General features: G+C 68.1%; 15 protein-coding genes. 11 read left to right on the top strand and 4 right to left on the bottom strand.

The annotated features are described in order from the left end of the window. Nucleotides 1-14: 14 nt before the first annotated feature. The 5 genes from ACIBQX_RS19785 to ACIBQX_RS19765 all read left to right on the top strand — a co-directional run bounded on the left by ACIBQX_RS19785 (nt 15) and on the right by ACIBQX_RS19765 (nt 4,880). A complete protein-coding gene (locus tag ACIBQX_RS19785) occupies nt 15-1,262 on the top strand; it encodes an alpha-hydroxy-acid oxidizing protein (RefSeq protein WP_397006379.1) in 1,248 nt (415 codons plus the stop codon). Between the two features lie 186 nt (nt 1,263-1,448). Then, nucleotides 1,449-2,318 carry an alpha/beta fold hydrolase gene (locus ACIBQX_RS19780; RefSeq protein WP_397006377.1) on the top strand — a complete coding sequence of 290 codons (870 nt, stop codon included), beginning with the start codon at nt 1,449-1,451 and terminating at the stop codon, nt 2,316-2,318. A gap of 94 nt (nt 2,319-2,412) precedes the next feature. Next, on the top strand, nt 2,413-3,204 hold the full coding sequence (locus ACIBQX_RS19775; protein WP_397006375.1) for an enoyl-CoA hydratase/isomerase family protein: 792 nt from the start codon (nt 2,413-2,415) through the stop codon (nt 3,202-3,204). A 50-nt stretch (nt 3,205-3,254) separates the two neighbouring features. Further along, on the top strand, nt 3,255-3,743 hold the full coding sequence (locus tag ACIBQX_RS19770) for a 2,4'-dihydroxyacetophenone dioxygenase family protein (RefSeq protein ID WP_397006373.1): 489 nt from the start codon (nt 3,255-3,257) through the stop codon (nt 3,741-3,743). 69 nt (nt 3,744-3,812) lie between these two features. Beyond that, nucleotides 3,813-4,880, top strand: coding sequence for a zinc-binding dehydrogenase (locus tag ACIBQX_RS19765; protein ID WP_397006371.1), 1,068 nt, complete (start codon nt 3,813-3,815; stop codon nt 4,878-4,880). Nucleotides 4,881-5,108: 228 nt separating this feature from the next. Here the strand turns inward: ACIBQX_RS19765 and ACIBQX_RS19760 are convergent, their stop codons facing one another. After that, entirely contained in the window at nt 5,109-5,642 is a 534-nt protein-coding gene (locus tag ACIBQX_RS19760) for a hypothetical protein (RefSeq protein WP_397006369.1), read from the bottom strand. A 341-nt stretch (nt 5,643-5,983) separates the two neighbouring features. On the opposite strand from ACIBQX_RS19760, the gene ACIBQX_RS19755 reads away from it, so the two are divergent. Next, nucleotides 5,984-7,057 carry a calcium-binding protein gene (locus ACIBQX_RS19755; RefSeq protein WP_397006367.1) on the top strand — a complete coding sequence of 358 codons (1,074 nt, stop codon included), beginning with the start codon at nt 5,984-5,986 and terminating at the stop codon, nt 7,055-7,057. A 350-nt stretch (nt 7,058-7,407) separates the two neighbouring features. Beyond that, nucleotides 7,408-7,566, top strand: coding sequence for a hypothetical protein (locus tag ACIBQX_RS19750; RefSeq protein ID WP_397006365.1), 159 nt, complete (start codon nt 7,408-7,410; stop codon nt 7,564-7,566). A 129-nt stretch (nt 7,567-7,695) separates the two neighbouring features. On the opposite strand, the gene ACIBQX_RS19745 is transcribed toward ACIBQX_RS19750, so the two are convergent. Next, a complete protein-coding gene (locus tag ACIBQX_RS19745) occupies nt 7,696-8,649 on the bottom strand; it encodes a hypothetical protein (protein ID WP_397006363.1) in 954 nt (317 codons plus the stop codon). A gap of 233 nt (nt 8,650-8,882) precedes the next feature. Between ACIBQX_RS19745 and ACIBQX_RS19740 the strand changes: the two genes are divergently transcribed. From ACIBQX_RS19740 to ACIBQX_RS19730, 3 genes are all read left to right on the top strand, one after another. Then, the gene (locus ACIBQX_RS19740; RefSeq protein WP_397006361.1) at nt 8,883-9,920 is read left to right on the top strand and encodes a pentapeptide repeat-containing protein; all 1,038 of its coding nucleotides are present in this window, start codon (nt 8,883-8,885) and stop codon (nt 9,918-9,920) included. An 89-nt stretch (nt 9,921-10,009) separates the two neighbouring features. After that, nucleotides 10,010-10,510 (top strand): hypothetical protein, encoded by a 501-nt coding sequence (locus ACIBQX_RS19735; RefSeq protein WP_397006359.1) that lies wholly within the window; start codon nt 10,010-10,012, stop codon nt 10,508-10,510. Nucleotides 10,511-10,712: 202 nt separating this feature from the next. Continuing rightward, nucleotides 10,713-11,171, top strand: coding sequence for a GNAT family N-acetyltransferase (locus tag ACIBQX_RS19730; protein ID WP_397006357.1), 459 nt, complete (start codon nt 10,713-10,715; stop codon nt 11,169-11,171). Between the two features lie 356 nt (nt 11,172-11,527). Here the strand turns inward: ACIBQX_RS19730 and ACIBQX_RS19725 are convergent, their stop codons facing one another. Then, nucleotides 11,528-12,658 carry a helix-turn-helix domain-containing protein gene (locus ACIBQX_RS19725; RefSeq protein WP_397006355.1) on the bottom strand — a complete coding sequence of 377 codons (1,131 nt, stop codon included), beginning with the start codon at nt 12,656-12,658 and terminating at the stop codon, nt 11,528-11,530. A gap of 184 nt (nt 12,659-12,842) precedes the next feature. Here ACIBQX_RS19725 and ACIBQX_RS19720 point away from each other — a divergent pair, with 184 nt between their 5' ends. Further along, nucleotides 12,843-14,879: a SufS family cysteine desulfurase gene (locus tag ACIBQX_RS19720; RefSeq protein ID WP_397006353.1), complete on the top strand. Its 2,037-nt coding sequence runs from the start codon at nt 12,843-12,845 to the stop codon at nt 14,877-14,879. A 722-nt stretch (nt 14,880-15,601) separates the two neighbouring features. On the opposite strand, the gene ACIBQX_RS19715 is transcribed toward ACIBQX_RS19720, so the two are convergent. Beyond that, nucleotides 15,602-15,790, bottom strand: a complete 189-nt coding sequence (locus tag ACIBQX_RS19715; protein WP_397006351.1) for a hypothetical protein — start codon at nt 15,788-15,790, stop codon at nt 15,602-15,604. Between the last annotated feature and the right edge of the window lie 171 nt (nt 15,791-15,961).

Below are 15,961 nucleotides of genomic sequence, written 5' to 3'. Positions count from 1 at the left end.
AAGGAGAACCCCCCATGCCATCCGACGAGCCGATCCGACGGCGACGCCGTCTTCCGCGGTGGTCAGACCTCACCGACGTGATCGACCTGCGCGCCTTCGCCCCGCCGACGACGGAGCGCCGCCTCGCCCGCGCCCGCACCCTCGGGGATCTCCGTGCGATCGCCCGGCGGCGCGTTCCCCGCGCCGTGTTCGACTATGTCGACGGCGGCGCGGAGTCGGAGATCAGCCTGGCCCGTGCCCGTGCGGCCTACCGGGACGTCCACTTCCACCCGGCGGTACTGCGCGACGTCTCCCAGGTCGAGCTCGGCCGCGTGCTGCTCGGCAAGAGGTCGGAGCTCCCCGTCGTGTTCGCGCCGACCGGCTACACCAGGATGATGCACCACGACGGGGAGGTGGCCGTGGCGCGCGCCGCCGCGCGGGCGGGCATCCCCTACACCCTGTCGACGATGGGGACCACGTCCGTCGAGGACCTCGTCGCCGCCGAGCCCACCGGCCGGAAATGGTTCCAGCTGTACCTCTGGCGCGATCGGGCGGCGGGGGAGGACCTCGTCAAGCGGGCCCTGGCGGCCGGCTACGACACCCTGGTGCTGACCGTCGACACACCGGTCTCCGGCGCTCGGCTACGGGACCTGCGCAACGGCCTGACCATCCCACCGATGATCGGCCCCCGGACGCTCGCTGACATGGCCCTCCATCCGCGTTGGTGGGCGAACCTGCTGACCACCGATCCGCTGAGGTTCGCGTCGTTCGGCTCCTGGAAGGGCACGGCCGCCGAGCTCGCCGACAGCCTGTTCGACCCCAGCGCGGGCATCGACGACCTCCACTGGCTACGCGGTGCCTGGCCCCACTCGCTGGTGGTGAAAGGGATCCAGACCGTCGAGGACGCCCGCATGGTGGTCGACGCCGGAGCCGACGGCGTGGTCGTCTCCAACCACGGCGGGCGGCAACTGGACCGGGCGGCGACGCCGTTGCGGGTGCTGCCGCACGTCCGCGCGGCCGTCGGCGACCGTGCCGAGGTTTTCGTCGACGGCGGTGTCAGGTCCGGAGCGGACGTCGCCGCGGCGATCGCCCTCGGGGCGACAGGCGTCCTGGTGGGTCGGGCCTACCTCTACGGCCTGATGGCGGGCGGGGAGCGAGGCGTGGACCGGACGCTGGACATCCTGCGCACCGAACTGACCCGCGCCCTCCGCCTGCTCGGGGTCGCGGAGATCGACGCGCTCCCGAACGGCCACGTCACGCTGGGCGACCCGACAGGTGGATAGGGCGTGTGGTCGTCACGAGCCGACCGCACGCCGGGTTTGGAGCGGCGGCCAACGTCGCGCCTTCTGCGTTGGGTTCTCCTCCGTTGGCGCGCCCCGGACCGGCCGGGATCATCGGTCCTGTCCCTCTGCGTGCGGGCACCGTACATGAAACGCACAGAGTCGACGACACCCGCTCAAGGAGCACCGATGTTGTTGTCCCAGCCCATCGACGACTTCCGCCTCGCCTACGACCGGCATGGCGACCCTGCCGGGTCCCCCGTCCTGCTGCTGCACGGCTGGCCGGGTGACCGGACCGACCATGCGGCTGTGGCCGAACGGCTCGCCGGCACCGGGTACGACGTCGTCGTACCGGACCTGCGTGGGTTCGGGCAGTCCGACAAGCACGACCGGGATCCCTCCGAGTACTACCGCGCCCCCGCCCAGGCGCGCAGCGTGGCCGGGCTGCTCGACGAGCTGGGAGTCTCGGCGGCCGTGGTCGGCGGTTACGACATCGGCGGCCGCGTCGGCCTGCAGCTCGCCGTCGACCGGCCGGACCTGGCGCGCGCCCTGGTGGTCACCCCGCCGGCTCCGGGCGTCGGGCGGCGGGTCCTCGACGAGCATCCGATACGCGAGTTCTGGTACCAGTCGTTCCACCAGCTCGAACTCGCCCGCGAGCTGATCGACGGCGACGTGAGCCGCGCCCGCGCCTACCTGAAGCACTTCTGGTCACACTGGTCCGGCCCGGACTACACCGTCGACGACGAGCGGCTCGACCACCTCGCCGCCGTCTACGGCGCTCCCGGGGCGTTCGTCGCGTCGATCGGCTGGTACCGCGCGGCGAGCGGAATGGTCGCCCGCGCGCTCGCCGAGACCGAGCCGGACCCCGCCGACCGGATCGCCGTCCCGACGACGTTCCTGTGGCCCGAACACGACCCGCTCTTCCCCCGCGCGTGGTCCGACCGGCTCGACGCGTTCTTCGCGGACGTGACGGTGGTGCCCGTGGACGGGGTCGGGCACTTCGTGCCCGTGGAGGCACCCGGCGTGTTCGCCGACACGATCGCCGCAGTGGCGGCGTAACCCGCTCCTGGCAGACGGCCACCGACACGGTCCATGTCGATCCGGGCCGGTGTTCGCCAGGCCCCCTCAACACCGACGATGACAGGAGCAGCAGATGTACAGCGACTACGAATTCCTCAAGGTGGAGCCGGGGGCGGATCGAGTCCTCCGCATCACCATGAACCGCCCCGAGAAGCTGAACGCGTCCGGCGAGATCGGGCACGCCGAACAGGGCCGCATCTGGCGTGAGTTCGACGCCGACCCGGAGATGAACGTCGCCCTGATCACCGGCGCGGGACGTGCCTTCTGCGCGGGCGGTGACATCAAAGAGGGAAACGGGCCCCTCCCCACCGACACGCGCGACGGCCGCGCCCTGGTGCGCAACATGATCGCATGCCGCAAGCCGATCGTCTCCGCCATCAACGGAGTCGCGGTCGGCGGAGGTTTGGCGATCGCCCTGCTCGCGGACATCTCGATCGCCAGCGAGCGAGCGGTGCTCATCGACGGCCACGTCAGACTCGGTCTCGCGGCGGGCGACCACGCCGCCCTCGTGTGGCCCCTCGCGATCGGCATGGCCCGCTCGAAGTACCACCTCCTGCTCGGCAACCGGATCACCGGCCGGGAAGCCGCCGAGATCGGGCTGGTCGGCACGTGCGTCCCCCACGAGGACCTCATGCCGACCGCGAACGAGATCGCGACGCGGCTCGCCGAGGGGCCGCAGTTCGCCATCCAGGGCACCAAGGCGGCGTTGAACGACTGGTACCTGCACAACATGGGCATCTTCGAGCACTCGCTCTACGTCGAGGCCCTCAGCGCGACGCTGCCGGACGCCGAGGCCGGAATCCGTGCCGTGCGCGAGGGCACCGAACCCGAGTTCCCCGGGGCCGTCAACTCCGACAGGTACTAGCCCACGCCCCTTCCCGACCCCCAGCCAGACGAGAGAAGAGGAACTCGCACATGCAGCAGATCACCGTCTCGGCCGACATCCCGCTGGAAATCGCCGTCGACGCGCTTCCAGACGACGACCGGGTGTGGGTGCCGCAGGCCCCGGGCGTCTTCTTCCGCCCGCTGTTCATCAATACCGTGACCGGCCAGTGGTGCAACCTTCTCAAGGTGACCAAGTCAGGCATCGTCTCCCGCCACAGGCATCCCGGCATCGTCATCGGATACGTCATCGCGGGCGAGTGGAAGTACGACGAGCACGACTGGACGGCTCGCGCCGGAGGGTTCGTCTACGAGCCGCCCGGCGAGATCCACACCCTGCGGGTTCCCGACCACTGCCAAGAGATGATCACCTTCTTCAACATCAGCGGCGCGATGATCTACCTCGACGAGGACAGCCGCCAGATCGGCTACGAGGACGCCTTCACCAAGTTGGACATGTGCCGCGCCCACTACGCGGCGAACGGCCTGGGAGCCGACTATGCCGACCAGTTCCGACGCTGACCCAGGCACCCCGGCGAGCCCTCGACGCCGATGGCGAACCGGACCGAAGAGACTCAAGGAGCTCTGACCATGGCGACGAACGCCGTGTCGCGGAACGCCACCATGCGTGCCGTCGTCTGGACCGATCCGGGACGCGTCGACGTACGCGACGTCCCGTACCCGCAGGTACCGGACGGATGGCTGCTGCTGCGGGTGGAGTACGGCGGCATCTGCGGAACCGACCTCGCCATCGTCGCGGGAAGGCACCCCCGAGCGACCGCCCCCCTGGTGATCGGCCACGAGATCGTCGGAACCGTCGAACGAACGGGTCCGGACGGACCGCCCGTCGGAACGCGAGCGGTCGTCGAGCCGCTCATCACCTGCGGCCGTTGCTGGGCCTGCCGCCATCAGGCAGCACACGTATGCCGCGAGCTCGAACTGTTCGGAATCGACGCGGCGGGCGGCCTCGCCGACTACATGGCGGTGCCGGCCAACCGGGTCGTCCCGGTGCAGCCTGGGGTGCCAGTTCGTCGCGCCGCATGGGCGGAGCCCCTCGCCGTCGCGGTGCACTCGGTGGCTCAAGCGCAGATGCGGGGAGGCGAGTCGGTGCTCGTCTTCGGCGCGGGCCCGATCGGCATCCTCGTCGCACTGGTCGCCCGCAAGGCCGGTGCCGCCCGAACAGTCGTCGCCGAACCGAAGGCGAGCCGCAGAAGAACAGCCGCCGCCTGCGGCTTCGAAACCGTCCCCGACGGCGTCGACCCAGCGACATGGTTCCGCTCCACGAACGAATCCGAGGGGGCGGATATCGTCTTCGACACGGCAGGACATCCCAGCGTCGCCGGCGTGCTGCCCGCCTCGGCTCGCGAGACCGGCACGATCGTGCTGGTGGCCGTCTACCAGGACCCGGTAGCCCTCGACCTGAGAGCCATGTGTTTCGGCGAGCAGCGCCTACTCGGTTCCCGGGTCTACACCCGCGATGACCTCACCAAGGCCGTAGCACTCCTCCCGGACGACCCACTCGGCCTCGACCGATTGCCGGTGGCGGTCTTCCCTCTGGAGGAAGCCGCTGCGGCCTTCCACGAAGCGCGCGCCGACGACGCCCCCATGAAGGTCCTGCTCGAAATCGCCGAGGCATCCACCACGAGGAGGAGGAGCTAGTGCTCTGACCGGGAAGGTTCGCCGGGGCGATCGTCCGGGCGGTTGGATGCACGGTGACGTCCGCTCCGACTGCTGGGGGTTGTGGTGATTGGCCCGGTGGTGTGAAGGTCATGAATCTCCGAACCAGTTCGTGAAGGTTGGGTGGGCGACCGAAGCACGGGCTTCCCGGCCGCGACAGTGCGCGCGTTTCGGCGACCGGGATGCCATGTGGCGGCTGGTGGCACGTATCTAACGGCGCCCCGACCCGCGCGCTAGCCACGCTGTCAGCTCTCTCACAAGCGTTCCCGTGAGCGTCTCAAACCGCGATCTTTCGCGCACCGGACTGGGCTGGCCGGCCATCCGACGTTGCGCTCGACGCCAGGATCGGGAGTGGGCCCAGGGTGGCCGGAATCCCTTCATCTCGTCGTAGATCTGGTCCATGAGCTCGGACAGGCGTTGGGCGAACTTCTCATCTGTTGCCTGGATCGTCGCCATGTGGATCGCGTACCGGTTGAAGAACGTGGTGCGGGCCTCGTCCAGTTGCAGGAGCCATTCTCGCTGGTCACGCGGTCCTGGCACGCGTGCCAGGCGCATTATCGATCGCATCAGTTTCTCCGTGTCCTGGATCAGCGTCCGCGCCGCGTTCCGGGCGTCGATGACAAGCGCCTGGCGGTGCGCCTGTCTTCCCGTGCCGGCGACAACGGCCCAAGCCGTGAGGGCTGCCACGACGCCGCCGATGACGGCGCTGATGGCGCCCTGCAGAAGATTTGCCCACCAGTCCATGAAATGTGGTCTACCGGCAAGCGCCTGGTCCACGCCAGGGGGCCGAGACTAGAGAAGCCTTCCGCTCGTCTGGGGTTCATGACACATGTCCTAGCAGCACCCCTTCTTGTCGCCGACGGACTGGGAACGGGCGCACTCCAACAAGCGCCGGTGTGGCGCAAATCCCCATCCATTTCGCGATGATACGACTACTGATTGTGACGAAATGGAATGCGGCAACGGCCGCGCAGCACCACACATACGCCGCTGAGCACCCAAAGGTAGCGAGATCCAGCGGATCGAGGAAACCATCGCCCAGGTCGATCGCCGCAGCGGGGTCGGTCAGCGTCCTCATGGCAGGAGTGATCGCCTGGTCCGGGGTTGCCGACGCCAGGACACAACCGCCGACGTGCTTCGGCGTGCCGGCCACGATCATCGCGGCCCCCAACATGCCGACCAGCGGAACCGCAGGCCGGGATGTGATCGTCGGGACCGCGGGTCCGGACGTCATCGACGGCCGGCAGGGTAACGACCTGATCTGCGGCATGGCCGGAGACGACATCCTCGTCGGCGGGCTGGGCGACGACCAGATAGATGGCGGTACCGGCAATGACGGCGTGCATGGCGACATCTTCCGCCAGAGCGGACACGCCTCCGGTAAAGGCAATGACCGCCTGTTCGGCGGCGCCGGAGACGACCTCATGAACGGCGACAGCTTCGCCCCCGACGGCACCGCCGCGGGTGGGGGGAACGACCTTCTGTTCGGCGGTGACGGCGATGATCTCATGACCGGCGACAGCCGGGGGCTCAGGGCATCCGGTGGCGGAAACGACCGTCTGGACGGCGGCGCCGACAGCGGCACCGGCGAGGAACACCTGGTCGGCGACTCCGGCTCAACAGTCGGCGACGCCTCGGGCGCCGGGGACGACCTACTCCTGGGTGGGCCCGGCAGCGAAATCTTGATCGGAGACAGCAACGCTGCCCAGAACGCGAGGGGAAGCGGCGGGAATGACCTCCTTAACCTGGGCACTGACGGCGGATTCGCGGCGATCGGGGACCACAACATCAATGACCCCGCAGGGGGAAGGGCCACCGGCTCCGGCCGGGACCTGATCATGGGCGGCAGCGCGGACGACTTTCTCGTCGGCGATAGCGCCGTGGTGGATGCCACCGTCACCAGAGCCGGCGACGATGTGATCTCCGGCCGTGGGGGCAACGACGCACTGTTCGGCGACAACACCGACTTCGATGTCACCATGACCGTGGGGACGGCAGGCGGCAACGACCGCCTCGATGGCGGCGACGGCGGCGACACGCTCAGGGCAGGCCCCCGCAACGACTTCCTCGACGGCGGCCCCGGTGCCCCAGACGACTGTGATGGGGAGGCAGGCATCGACGCCGCAACCCGCTGCGAGATCGTCTCGAACGTCCCATAGGCGCATACGCCGGCCCTGGCGTTGTGGTGGCCAACATGGGTTCCCGTCGGTGAGAGCGTGCCGGCGGCGTTGTCGCTAACCCGCAGCCGCGGAGCGGCGCATTGAAGAGCCGTAGATGGGGCCATCGGCGTAGCCACGGTGAACTCACCCGCCTCGGCCACAAGGTCTCGGCTTCTACCGTGTGGAACATCGTGAAACGGGCCGGGATCGATTCCGCACCGCGTCGCGCCGCCCGGCGTCACCCCGGAACGTCAAAGACCGTAGGTTCGAGACCGCCGATGTGCGGTTCTCCGGCTGGGGAGACGCCATCGACATCAAGCCGCCTCCCGCCGAGAAGGTGGCCACCCGCGATGAACTGGTCTTCCCTGACGACGACTGAACGCGGTGCTGCCGCCGCGTTCACGAAAGACGTCGACCATGTGGCACGGGTAGTCGAACCCATCGGCCCCCACCACTGCGCCGGCAACGGCCCGGATGAAGATCAACCCAAGGTCGAGAAACTTGCCTGACCGCGCTCTTCGTTATCGCGGTTCGTAACGGAGAGAGGGCCAGCGCCTCCCAAACCGGATGGGCGCGGCTCTCTTTGGGGGAGCCGCACCCGTCGAGCGTTCTGGGCGGCGGCGGAGCGTCTGTGCGTGTCAGGTCTGTTGGTAGATCGTGGCGGCAAGGCCGCAGGACGCGTCGAGGAATAGGTAGGTGGTGCCTTCGGCGATGGGGTCGCCTTCCGGGTCCTGTGCTTCCTCTCGCCCGATGTAGTCCATGGTTCGCGCGCAGCTGGGGCAGGTGGGGTACTCCGCGTCGTTGATCCATTCGGGGTGCCCGCCGATGGACGGGGTCGTCATATCCCAGCCACCGGCGGACATGTCGGGGTTGGTGAGGAGCTCTCCTGGCACCTTGCGGAGGGTGACGGGCGGGCTTTGGTCGTCGATGACGCGGAAGGGTTCCGCGGAGTAGTCGGAGAGACCGGATCTGCCGTCGGGGCTTACCGTGGAGTAGAGGGTGGTGTAGGCGTGACATCCCTGGCAGGTGACGATCCTGAGCCGACCGGACCAGCCGGTGTGGGCGAGCGCTTCCGCGACTCGCCGGTCGCCGGTGTCGATGTCAAGAACCGTCCATAGTGGGGCACGGCACCAAGGGCACTCGCCTTGAGCCGGGGGCTCCACCGTCTTGTCAGGATCGGGCTTCAGCGAGTAGGCGGTGCGCCCGCAAAGTTCGCGGGCCCGGCCGTTCTCCAGGGCCCAGCCTCCTTCCGGCATGTAGTCGGCCGGGCGGACGCAGAGGTCATCGGCCCCTGGTGGCAGTTGTTCCTGCCAGCGGCGGAAAGCGTTCTCGGCGACGGGGCCTCGCGTGTGCGCCAGGATGAGCAACAGCGCGTTCAGTTCCGATGTGCCGTCGTCGATCATGGTGACGATGGCCCGTTGCATGTCGTCGCCGGCCGTGCGGTAAAGCTTCGCCGGGTGCAGGACACCGGCCGCGAGCAGGCTCGACAGGTGCGGGGTGAGCATTGACGGGGTCTCATCGGCCAGCCGCTCAAGTTTGTACTCGGCATCGAACTCCTCCGCCGCCGCGCGGAGTATCAGATCCTGGATCATCTGCGGGATACTAGCCGCTGGCTCCGACACCCTTCGATCGACCTTTCGTGACACGTAGAAGCCCCCAGATGGCAATTCGACGTGGGTGCAAACCCGAACAGTGTGCGGCCCCCTGAAGCGAGCGGCCATCGGGGACCATCCCCACAGCGGTGATGTGGTGCGACCCGTACCCTGAGGCTACATTTCCCTCGCTACCTGCATATTCCACACTACTAGTCGGTCGAATGGTAGCTGTGAAACTACGGCGTCCACGCCTGGAACGGACCCTGAGTCGGCCGGTAAGTGCGGTCATCTTCACCGCCATCGACATTTCGACCCTTCACCTGCTCGCCGACGGTCCTGCCCGCGACTGGTGGCAGCCGGTTCTGGGATGGCTTCCCGACTACCTGACTCCGCCGTACTCCACAGCGGACCTCCCGCCTATGCTGCTTACCGGCCTGGTGGTCGCCGGTCTCTTGTTCGGTGGGATCCGCTGGATCGTGACCAGAGGACGTCCCCGGTTGCGGCCGCTCACCGGGGTGGAGCTCGAGTCCCTGCAGCCGAAGGAGCGCTTCGACGCTCTCATAGCCGAGCGTGGGACGCGGCTCCAGCGGTGGAGTACCTGGGGCGTCGTCTTCGGGTTGGTGTTCACCGCAGGTGGCCTGGTCTACACCGCCAGCTCTTTGGAGACCACTCAAGAAGGGCAGATCACCGACCGTTACATCAGAGCCGTCGAGCAGCTCGGCTCCAAAACGATCGACGTACGATTTGGAGCGATCCACGCATTGGATCGCTTGGCGCAGGACTCTCCACGTGACCGTGTCACGATCGCCAACGTCATGGCCGCATATGTGCGTGAACACGACCCCAAGCCAAAGAAACGGCCCCCCGAGCAGCCGACTACCGATGTCCAGGCGGCCCTGACGGTGCTGGGCAGCGTCTACGGTACGCCGCGTGCTGAAAAGGGGTACGAGCGCCGATGCGATTGCAGGCTAGCGCGGATCCGTATACCAGGCGCGGATTTGAGTTTCCTGAATCTCAGCAGAGCCAACTTGAGCAGGGCGGACCTGCGAGGGGTGGACCTGTCCTCAGCAGATCTCCCCAAAGCAATCCTGTTCCGGGCGGACCTGCGCGGCGCGAAGCTGGATGACACGGATCTGACCGGAACAGACTTGCGCCGTGCGGACCTGCGCGGGACGGATCTAAGTGAAGCGGACCTAACTGACGCAAACCTGATTGGCGCGAAGACCAACGACGAGACGAAGTTCCCTCCCGGGATCAAGGGAACGTGAGTGCGGGACCCCGCCACCATGCGCCGCATGGTCTGACGGGGCAGACGCCGGGCGAAATCGATCGGTCGGGCGCCCAGCCGGGAAGCCAGATGCAGGTAGATGGTGAGTGCCTGCTGGGCGGTGGCGCAGCCGGCGTCGACGTCGCCGCAGCGGGCGTGGAGGGTGGCGAACGCCAGTACGGCCAGGAGCCCAACCTGGAGGAGTACATGGACAACCTGCGGGCCACCTTCACCGAGGCCCGCCGGATGCTCGCCGACGACGGCCCGCGCTGGCGGCAACAAGTCGAACAGCATCAAGACGGCCTGGCCGCCAACCGGCAAGTACGGCATGACCAGCGAGGACTCCGCCTGCACGCGGCACGGAACGGCAACGCAACCCACAGCCCACACCTCCGGAAGGGTCTCCGATTCCCGATGGCGGAGACGAGAGGGGGCTTCATGAGGCCGCTGACGCTCGCGGAGGTGCAAGCCCTGCCGGCCGTCGTGCCCCTCCTGGCGGCCGCTCGCGCTCTTGGCCTGAGCAGTTTCCCTGTCGGGTCATCAAGGTCGGCGACACCTACCGCGTGCCGACCATCGAGCTGCTCGTTCTGATCGGCGTGGACAAGGAGAACGTACGGAGAGCTTCCGGCTCCAGCGCCTGACATCCGGCTCGTGAGGCTCTGGACGGAGCCTTGAGCGATTACCGGCGGATGGAGCGGCCAGGTTGCTGCTGGAGGCGATGGATGGGCCGATCGGTGAGCAGCGGGATCAATCCAGATGCAACTCCTGAGCTCAGCCTCATAGCCTCGGCCTCATGAACGACCATGCCTTCGTCCCTGACGACTTCGCTGTCCCTCTGTACCTGGCGACCCCGCAGTTCCGTCTGGAACCCTTGGGACCCCAGCACAATGCTGCCGACCACGTCGCCTGGACCAGCAGCATCGAGCACATCCGCGCGACCCCCGGCTACCCGGACGGAGACTGGCCTCCCGAGGGCGGCATGACCCTGGAGGCGAACCTCGCCGACCTGCAGCGCCACGCGAACGACTTCGCCCAGCGCCGTGGATTCACCTACACCGTCCTCGACCCGGACAGCGGCGAGGTGATCGGATGCGTCTACATCTACCCCTCACACAGCGACGACCACGACGCCGATGTGTCCTCCTGGGTCCGGGCCGACCGAGCCGAGCTGGACGTACCCCTGTACGAAGCCGTGACAGCCTGGCTGTCCACGCACTGGCCCCTCGGAACGCTCAACTATCACCCGCGCTGAAGACCACAGCATTCCGTAGGGAGCCCCAGCGGCCTCTGCGGACGGCTTCCTCCTCGACTTTCACAGCACCACCCGTCGCGTCCGGAGCTGGGCGGCAGGGTCCGGTACGCAGCCTCGGGCACGACATGGGTCCGAACCTGTCATGTGCGTTGTCGTTCGATCTGTCAGGCGAGCAGGTGGAGGACAGCAGCGGCACTACGGGTATCACCCGCAGGATGCTCAGGATGATCGCGGCAGCAACGCATATCGGCCCGCGCACGCGCCGCCACCTTGATACCTACCAAGGCTAGGTTCTGCGATCTTCTGGGCCTCGACGAGGTCGGCTACGAGGGTGACCATGCCCCGACGTTGATGAATCAAGCGGTGATCCGGGTCATCTGCCGAAGTTCCCCCCGGGTCGACTCGCAGTCCATCGCCCGCAGCCGGGCCAGCACCGGTCCGGCGTCCGCGTTGAATCGCAGCTCCTCCGGGCAGCCCTCGACGATCCGCCACAGCAGCGCCATGGCCGCGCTCGAGTCGCCGTCCATCGCGTGCGCGGTGGCCACGGCCAGCAGGTGCCGCGCCTGGCGGTCCTTGTCGGGGAGGCGGTCGGCGTCGACGCCCGCCGCGAGGCGGATCGCCTGCGCGCACCGGCCCATCCGGACCGCGACCGCCACTCGGTGCAGGTCCACCTCCATCGCGAACTCCGGGCCCAGCCGGTCGCCGATCCTACGGGCGTGGTTCAGCAGCTCCTCGGTTCGCAGCACGTCGCTCTCCTCGGCGGCGGCGAGCGCGGCCGTCAGATAGCAGAGCCCGGTGACCTCCAGCGACTCGGGCCGCTCGTCGATCACCGCCAGGCACAGCCAGCGCGCGTCGGCGTACCGGCCGAGCGAGACGAGCACGCCCGCCACCTCAGCCTTCGTGATCGCCGAACCCGCCGAGGAGGCCACCGCGCGATCGGCGGCGACCAGGGCCAGCGCGTGCTGGCCGCAGCTTCGCAACAGCGCCGCGAACAGCCGGTACACCTGGGTGAGGCCGGCCGTACCGGCTTCCCGGTCCGCGCCGGTGGCGACCCTGGCCGACAGGTCGGCCATCGACAGCAGCGGCGGCAGGCGGCGCCGCGTCTCGGTGTAGCGGTGGGGCGAACGCTGCCAGATCTCCCACGCCGTCATGACGTGGTGCTGCACCCGCAGCACGCTCTCGGTCGCCTCGCCGGTGAACCGGCCGGGCAGCAGCAGCGCGTTCCCGACCGCGTCGGATTCGCCGTGGTCGAAGGCGGGCGGGAGTTTCGTCCGGCCGCCGACGAACTCGGAGAGATCCTCGACGCGGAGCACTTCGGCGATCCGCATGACGGTCGACAGCCGATCCAGGGGTTTCACCCCGTTCTCGACCAGGCGGAGCCATTCCTCGCTGCAGCCGACCAGGTCGGCCAGAATTCTCCGGGTAAGGCCGCGCGAACGGCGCCTGGCCATGATCCGCGCGCCGTCAACCAAGAAATCGCCGACCATGCCGCCACATTAAGTGAGGAATTCGAGGCCCTCGGTGGCCGGAAATGACGGCAACTCCTTGCCGCTCTATCCTCCTGAAATGTGGGTTACGCTGGAGGTTTCGCCATGACGCAACTCCAGTTGGATCTAGCCGGTCGGGCTCCGCCGACACTGCCGCTACACCATTCGGCAGGAGGAGACCACGATGGCGATCGACGTCGAGTCGATTCGGAAGGAATTCCCGTTCTTCGAACCCGCCCCTGACGGTTCCCGCCCACCCGTGTACCTCGACAGCGCCGCCACCACGCAGAAACCCGCCGTTGTCCTGGACGCGTTGAACCACTACTACATCCGCACCAATGCGAATGTGCACCGTGGCGTGTACCGGCTGGCCGTACAGGCGACCGATCTGTACGAAGGGGCGCGAAGCAAGATCGCCGCGTTCGTGCGCGCACCGCGAGCCGAGGAGATCGTGTTCACCAAGAACGCGACCGAGGCCGTCAACCTGCTGGCCAACTCGTTCATCTGGGCGGACGGACGGCTCCGCGTCGGTCCCGGCGACGAGATCGTCCTGACCGAGATGGAGCACCACTCCAACCTGATCCCCTGGCGGCTGCTGGCCGAGCGGGTGGGTGCGAAGGTCAGATATCTCGGCATCACCGACGACGGCCGCCTGGACCTCTCCGACCTGAGCGAGAAGATCAACGAGCGGACCAAGGTCGTCACGGTCGTGCACGCGTCCAACATCCTGGGCACGGTGAACCCGGTCGCCACGATCGCCGCCCGTGCGCACGAGGTCGGCGCCCTGATGGTCGTCGACGCGGCCCAGTCGGTCCCGCACCTCGGCATCGACGTCACCGCGCTGGGAGCCGACTTCGTCACGTTCTCCGGCCACAAGATGTGCGGCCCAACCGGAATCGGCGCCTTGTGGGGCAGGTACGAACTCCTGGAACAGCTCCCGCCCTTCCTCGGCGGCGGCGAGATGATCGAGCATGTCGCGGTGGACGCCATGCACTTCGCCGCGCCCCCGCTCAAGTTCGAGGCCGGTACACCCCCGGTCGCGCAGGCCGTCGGCCTCGGCGCCGCCTGCGACTTCCTGAGCAACATCGGCATGGACGCGATCGCCGCCCATGACCAGGCCCTGATCGAGTACGCCCTGGGCCGGCTCGGCGACGTTTCCGGCATCCGCTTCATCGGCCCGACCGACACCGCGAACCGGCTGCCGCTCCTGTCGTTCGTGGTGGACGGCATCCCGCTCCAGCGCATGCGCGCGAGTCTGGACGAGGCGGGCATCGCCGTCCGGTCCGGCAACCACTGCGCGCAGCTCGCGTGCAGCCGATTCGGCGTCCCCGCCGCGATCCGGGCCTCGTTCTACCTGTACAACTCCCCCGACGAGGTCGACATCCTCGCTGAGACCCTCGAAACGGCCACGAGGTCCCGGGCCGCCGTGACCGCGGACACCTCCTTCGATGTCAGCCTGGTACGGCCGTACCAGGACATCCTGCTTCCGTCGATCTTCCAGCCGTGGGCGGAGTACATGGTCGAGGCGCTGGCGCCGGCCCCCGGCACTAAGGCGCTCGACGTCGGCACCGGCCCCGGCACCGTCGCCCGGGTGCTGGCCAAGGCGGTCGGCCCCACTGGCGCCGTGGTCGGCACCGACCTCAACCCCGCCATGCTCGCCCTCGCCGCTGAACTGCCTGCCCTCGACGGCGCCCCCATCCAGTACGTTGAATGCGGTGCTACTCCGCTGCACGTCTCCGACCAAGCGTTCGACCTGATCACCATGCAGCAGGTCCTGCAGTTCGTTCCCGATCGCGGCGCGGCGCTGGCCGAGATGCGGCGGGCCGCCCGCCCCGGCGCGCGGATCGCCATCGCCACGTGGCAGCCGCTGCACCGCAACCCGCTCTTCCGCGCCCTGCACGACGCCGTCGTCACCGTCCTCGGCCCCGACAAGGCGGAGCTCTTCGAGGAACCGTGGTCCCTGCCCGGGATCGAGGTCGCCACGCTGGCGAAGGAGGCCGGTTTCGACGACATCGAACTCCGCGAATGGACGCTGCCGGCCACCCTCCCCGGGGAGCCTGACGCGATCTGCTGCCTGTTCGACTTCTCCGCGGTCAGCCCGTACATCGGTTCGCGTCGCGCCGACCTCACGGCCGCCGTACGCGCGAATCTGGCGCACTGCACGGATGAGACCGGCGTCCACTCGGAGACCGCGGTGACGCTGGTGACCGCCCGAGCCTGACCGCCGCTCCTCCCACGAAGGCCACTTCCCGCCGGGAGGTGGCCTTTCGGCGCCCCAACCCACGAGTTCGCCGTGCCCAACCTGACGGCCCCACAACCTGGTGTTCTGTACGAACGTCGGCACTCCGCTCAACGCTTGCGAACGTACGGCGAGCGTTCCGGCACATCACCAAGAACGCGGGGATCGGAACCGACTGGACACCCCGCGAACCACGTCACTCATTCGTCTCCATCATGAGTGACCAGGGCGTACCCCATCGAGACCATCGCCGATCTCGTCGGGCACCAGCGTCACAGAAGCGGTCTACCGGCACCAGTTCAAGCCGGTGATCACCAAGGGCGCCCACACCATGAACACAATCTTCGGCGACAAGCCGACGGGTTGAGTCCGAGTGAGTTGGCTCCCCGATTGGCTCCTGTCGACCTCCAGAACGGAAAAGGGCCCGACCCGCTAAGCGGATCAAGCCCTCTACCTGGTCAAACAGCGTCGGGGTGGCGATATTTGAACCCTGCCTGGCACCGTCCTGGCCCAGTGCGGTCCCAACGAGTGGCGGATAGTCGTCGAGGTGCCCTCTCTGGCCATACCTGACCTCAGCGTGCCCAACGGCGACGCTCCGGAAAACCTGCTCTACCCCGCTTGCTTCCGCGACGCGAACGAGATCCGCGCCGTCTGCATGCATGTGTGGCAGCATGTACGGAACGAGGCAGAGCACGGCTGAACTCTTAGAGCACGGCGACGAGCAGGCCCAGCCCGACCGGCAGCATCATCGTGCCGATCACCCAGATCAGCGTGTTGCGCACCGAGGTGAGCAGGGCGGGGTCGTCGAGCAGCTTGACGAAGTTGGCCGGGCCGATCCACTCCGCCGGCGCGAGCCCGTCGTACCGGGTCAGGCTCAGGTACGCCGTCCACACGAAGCTCGGTGAGCGCGTCGGAGAGGGTGGGCCGTGCTACCTCTGACATATGCCGGTGATGCTGCACCATCATCTGTACGAACATCACGTCGTCGGCGTTCACCGGCGGCTCACCGGCGTCGCCGGACCCGCAGGCGGCCACTAGCAGGAGCGCCAGGGCGGCGAGCCAGC

It is taken from the genome of Nonomuraea sp. NPDC049714 (genome assembly GCF_044465295.1).
Lineage (GTDB): Bacteria > Actinomycetota > Actinomycetes > Streptosporangiales > Streptosporangiaceae > Nonomuraea.
The sequence above is the reverse complement of the archived record's forward strand: the minus strand, read 5'-3'. Positions and strand labels throughout refer to the sequence as shown.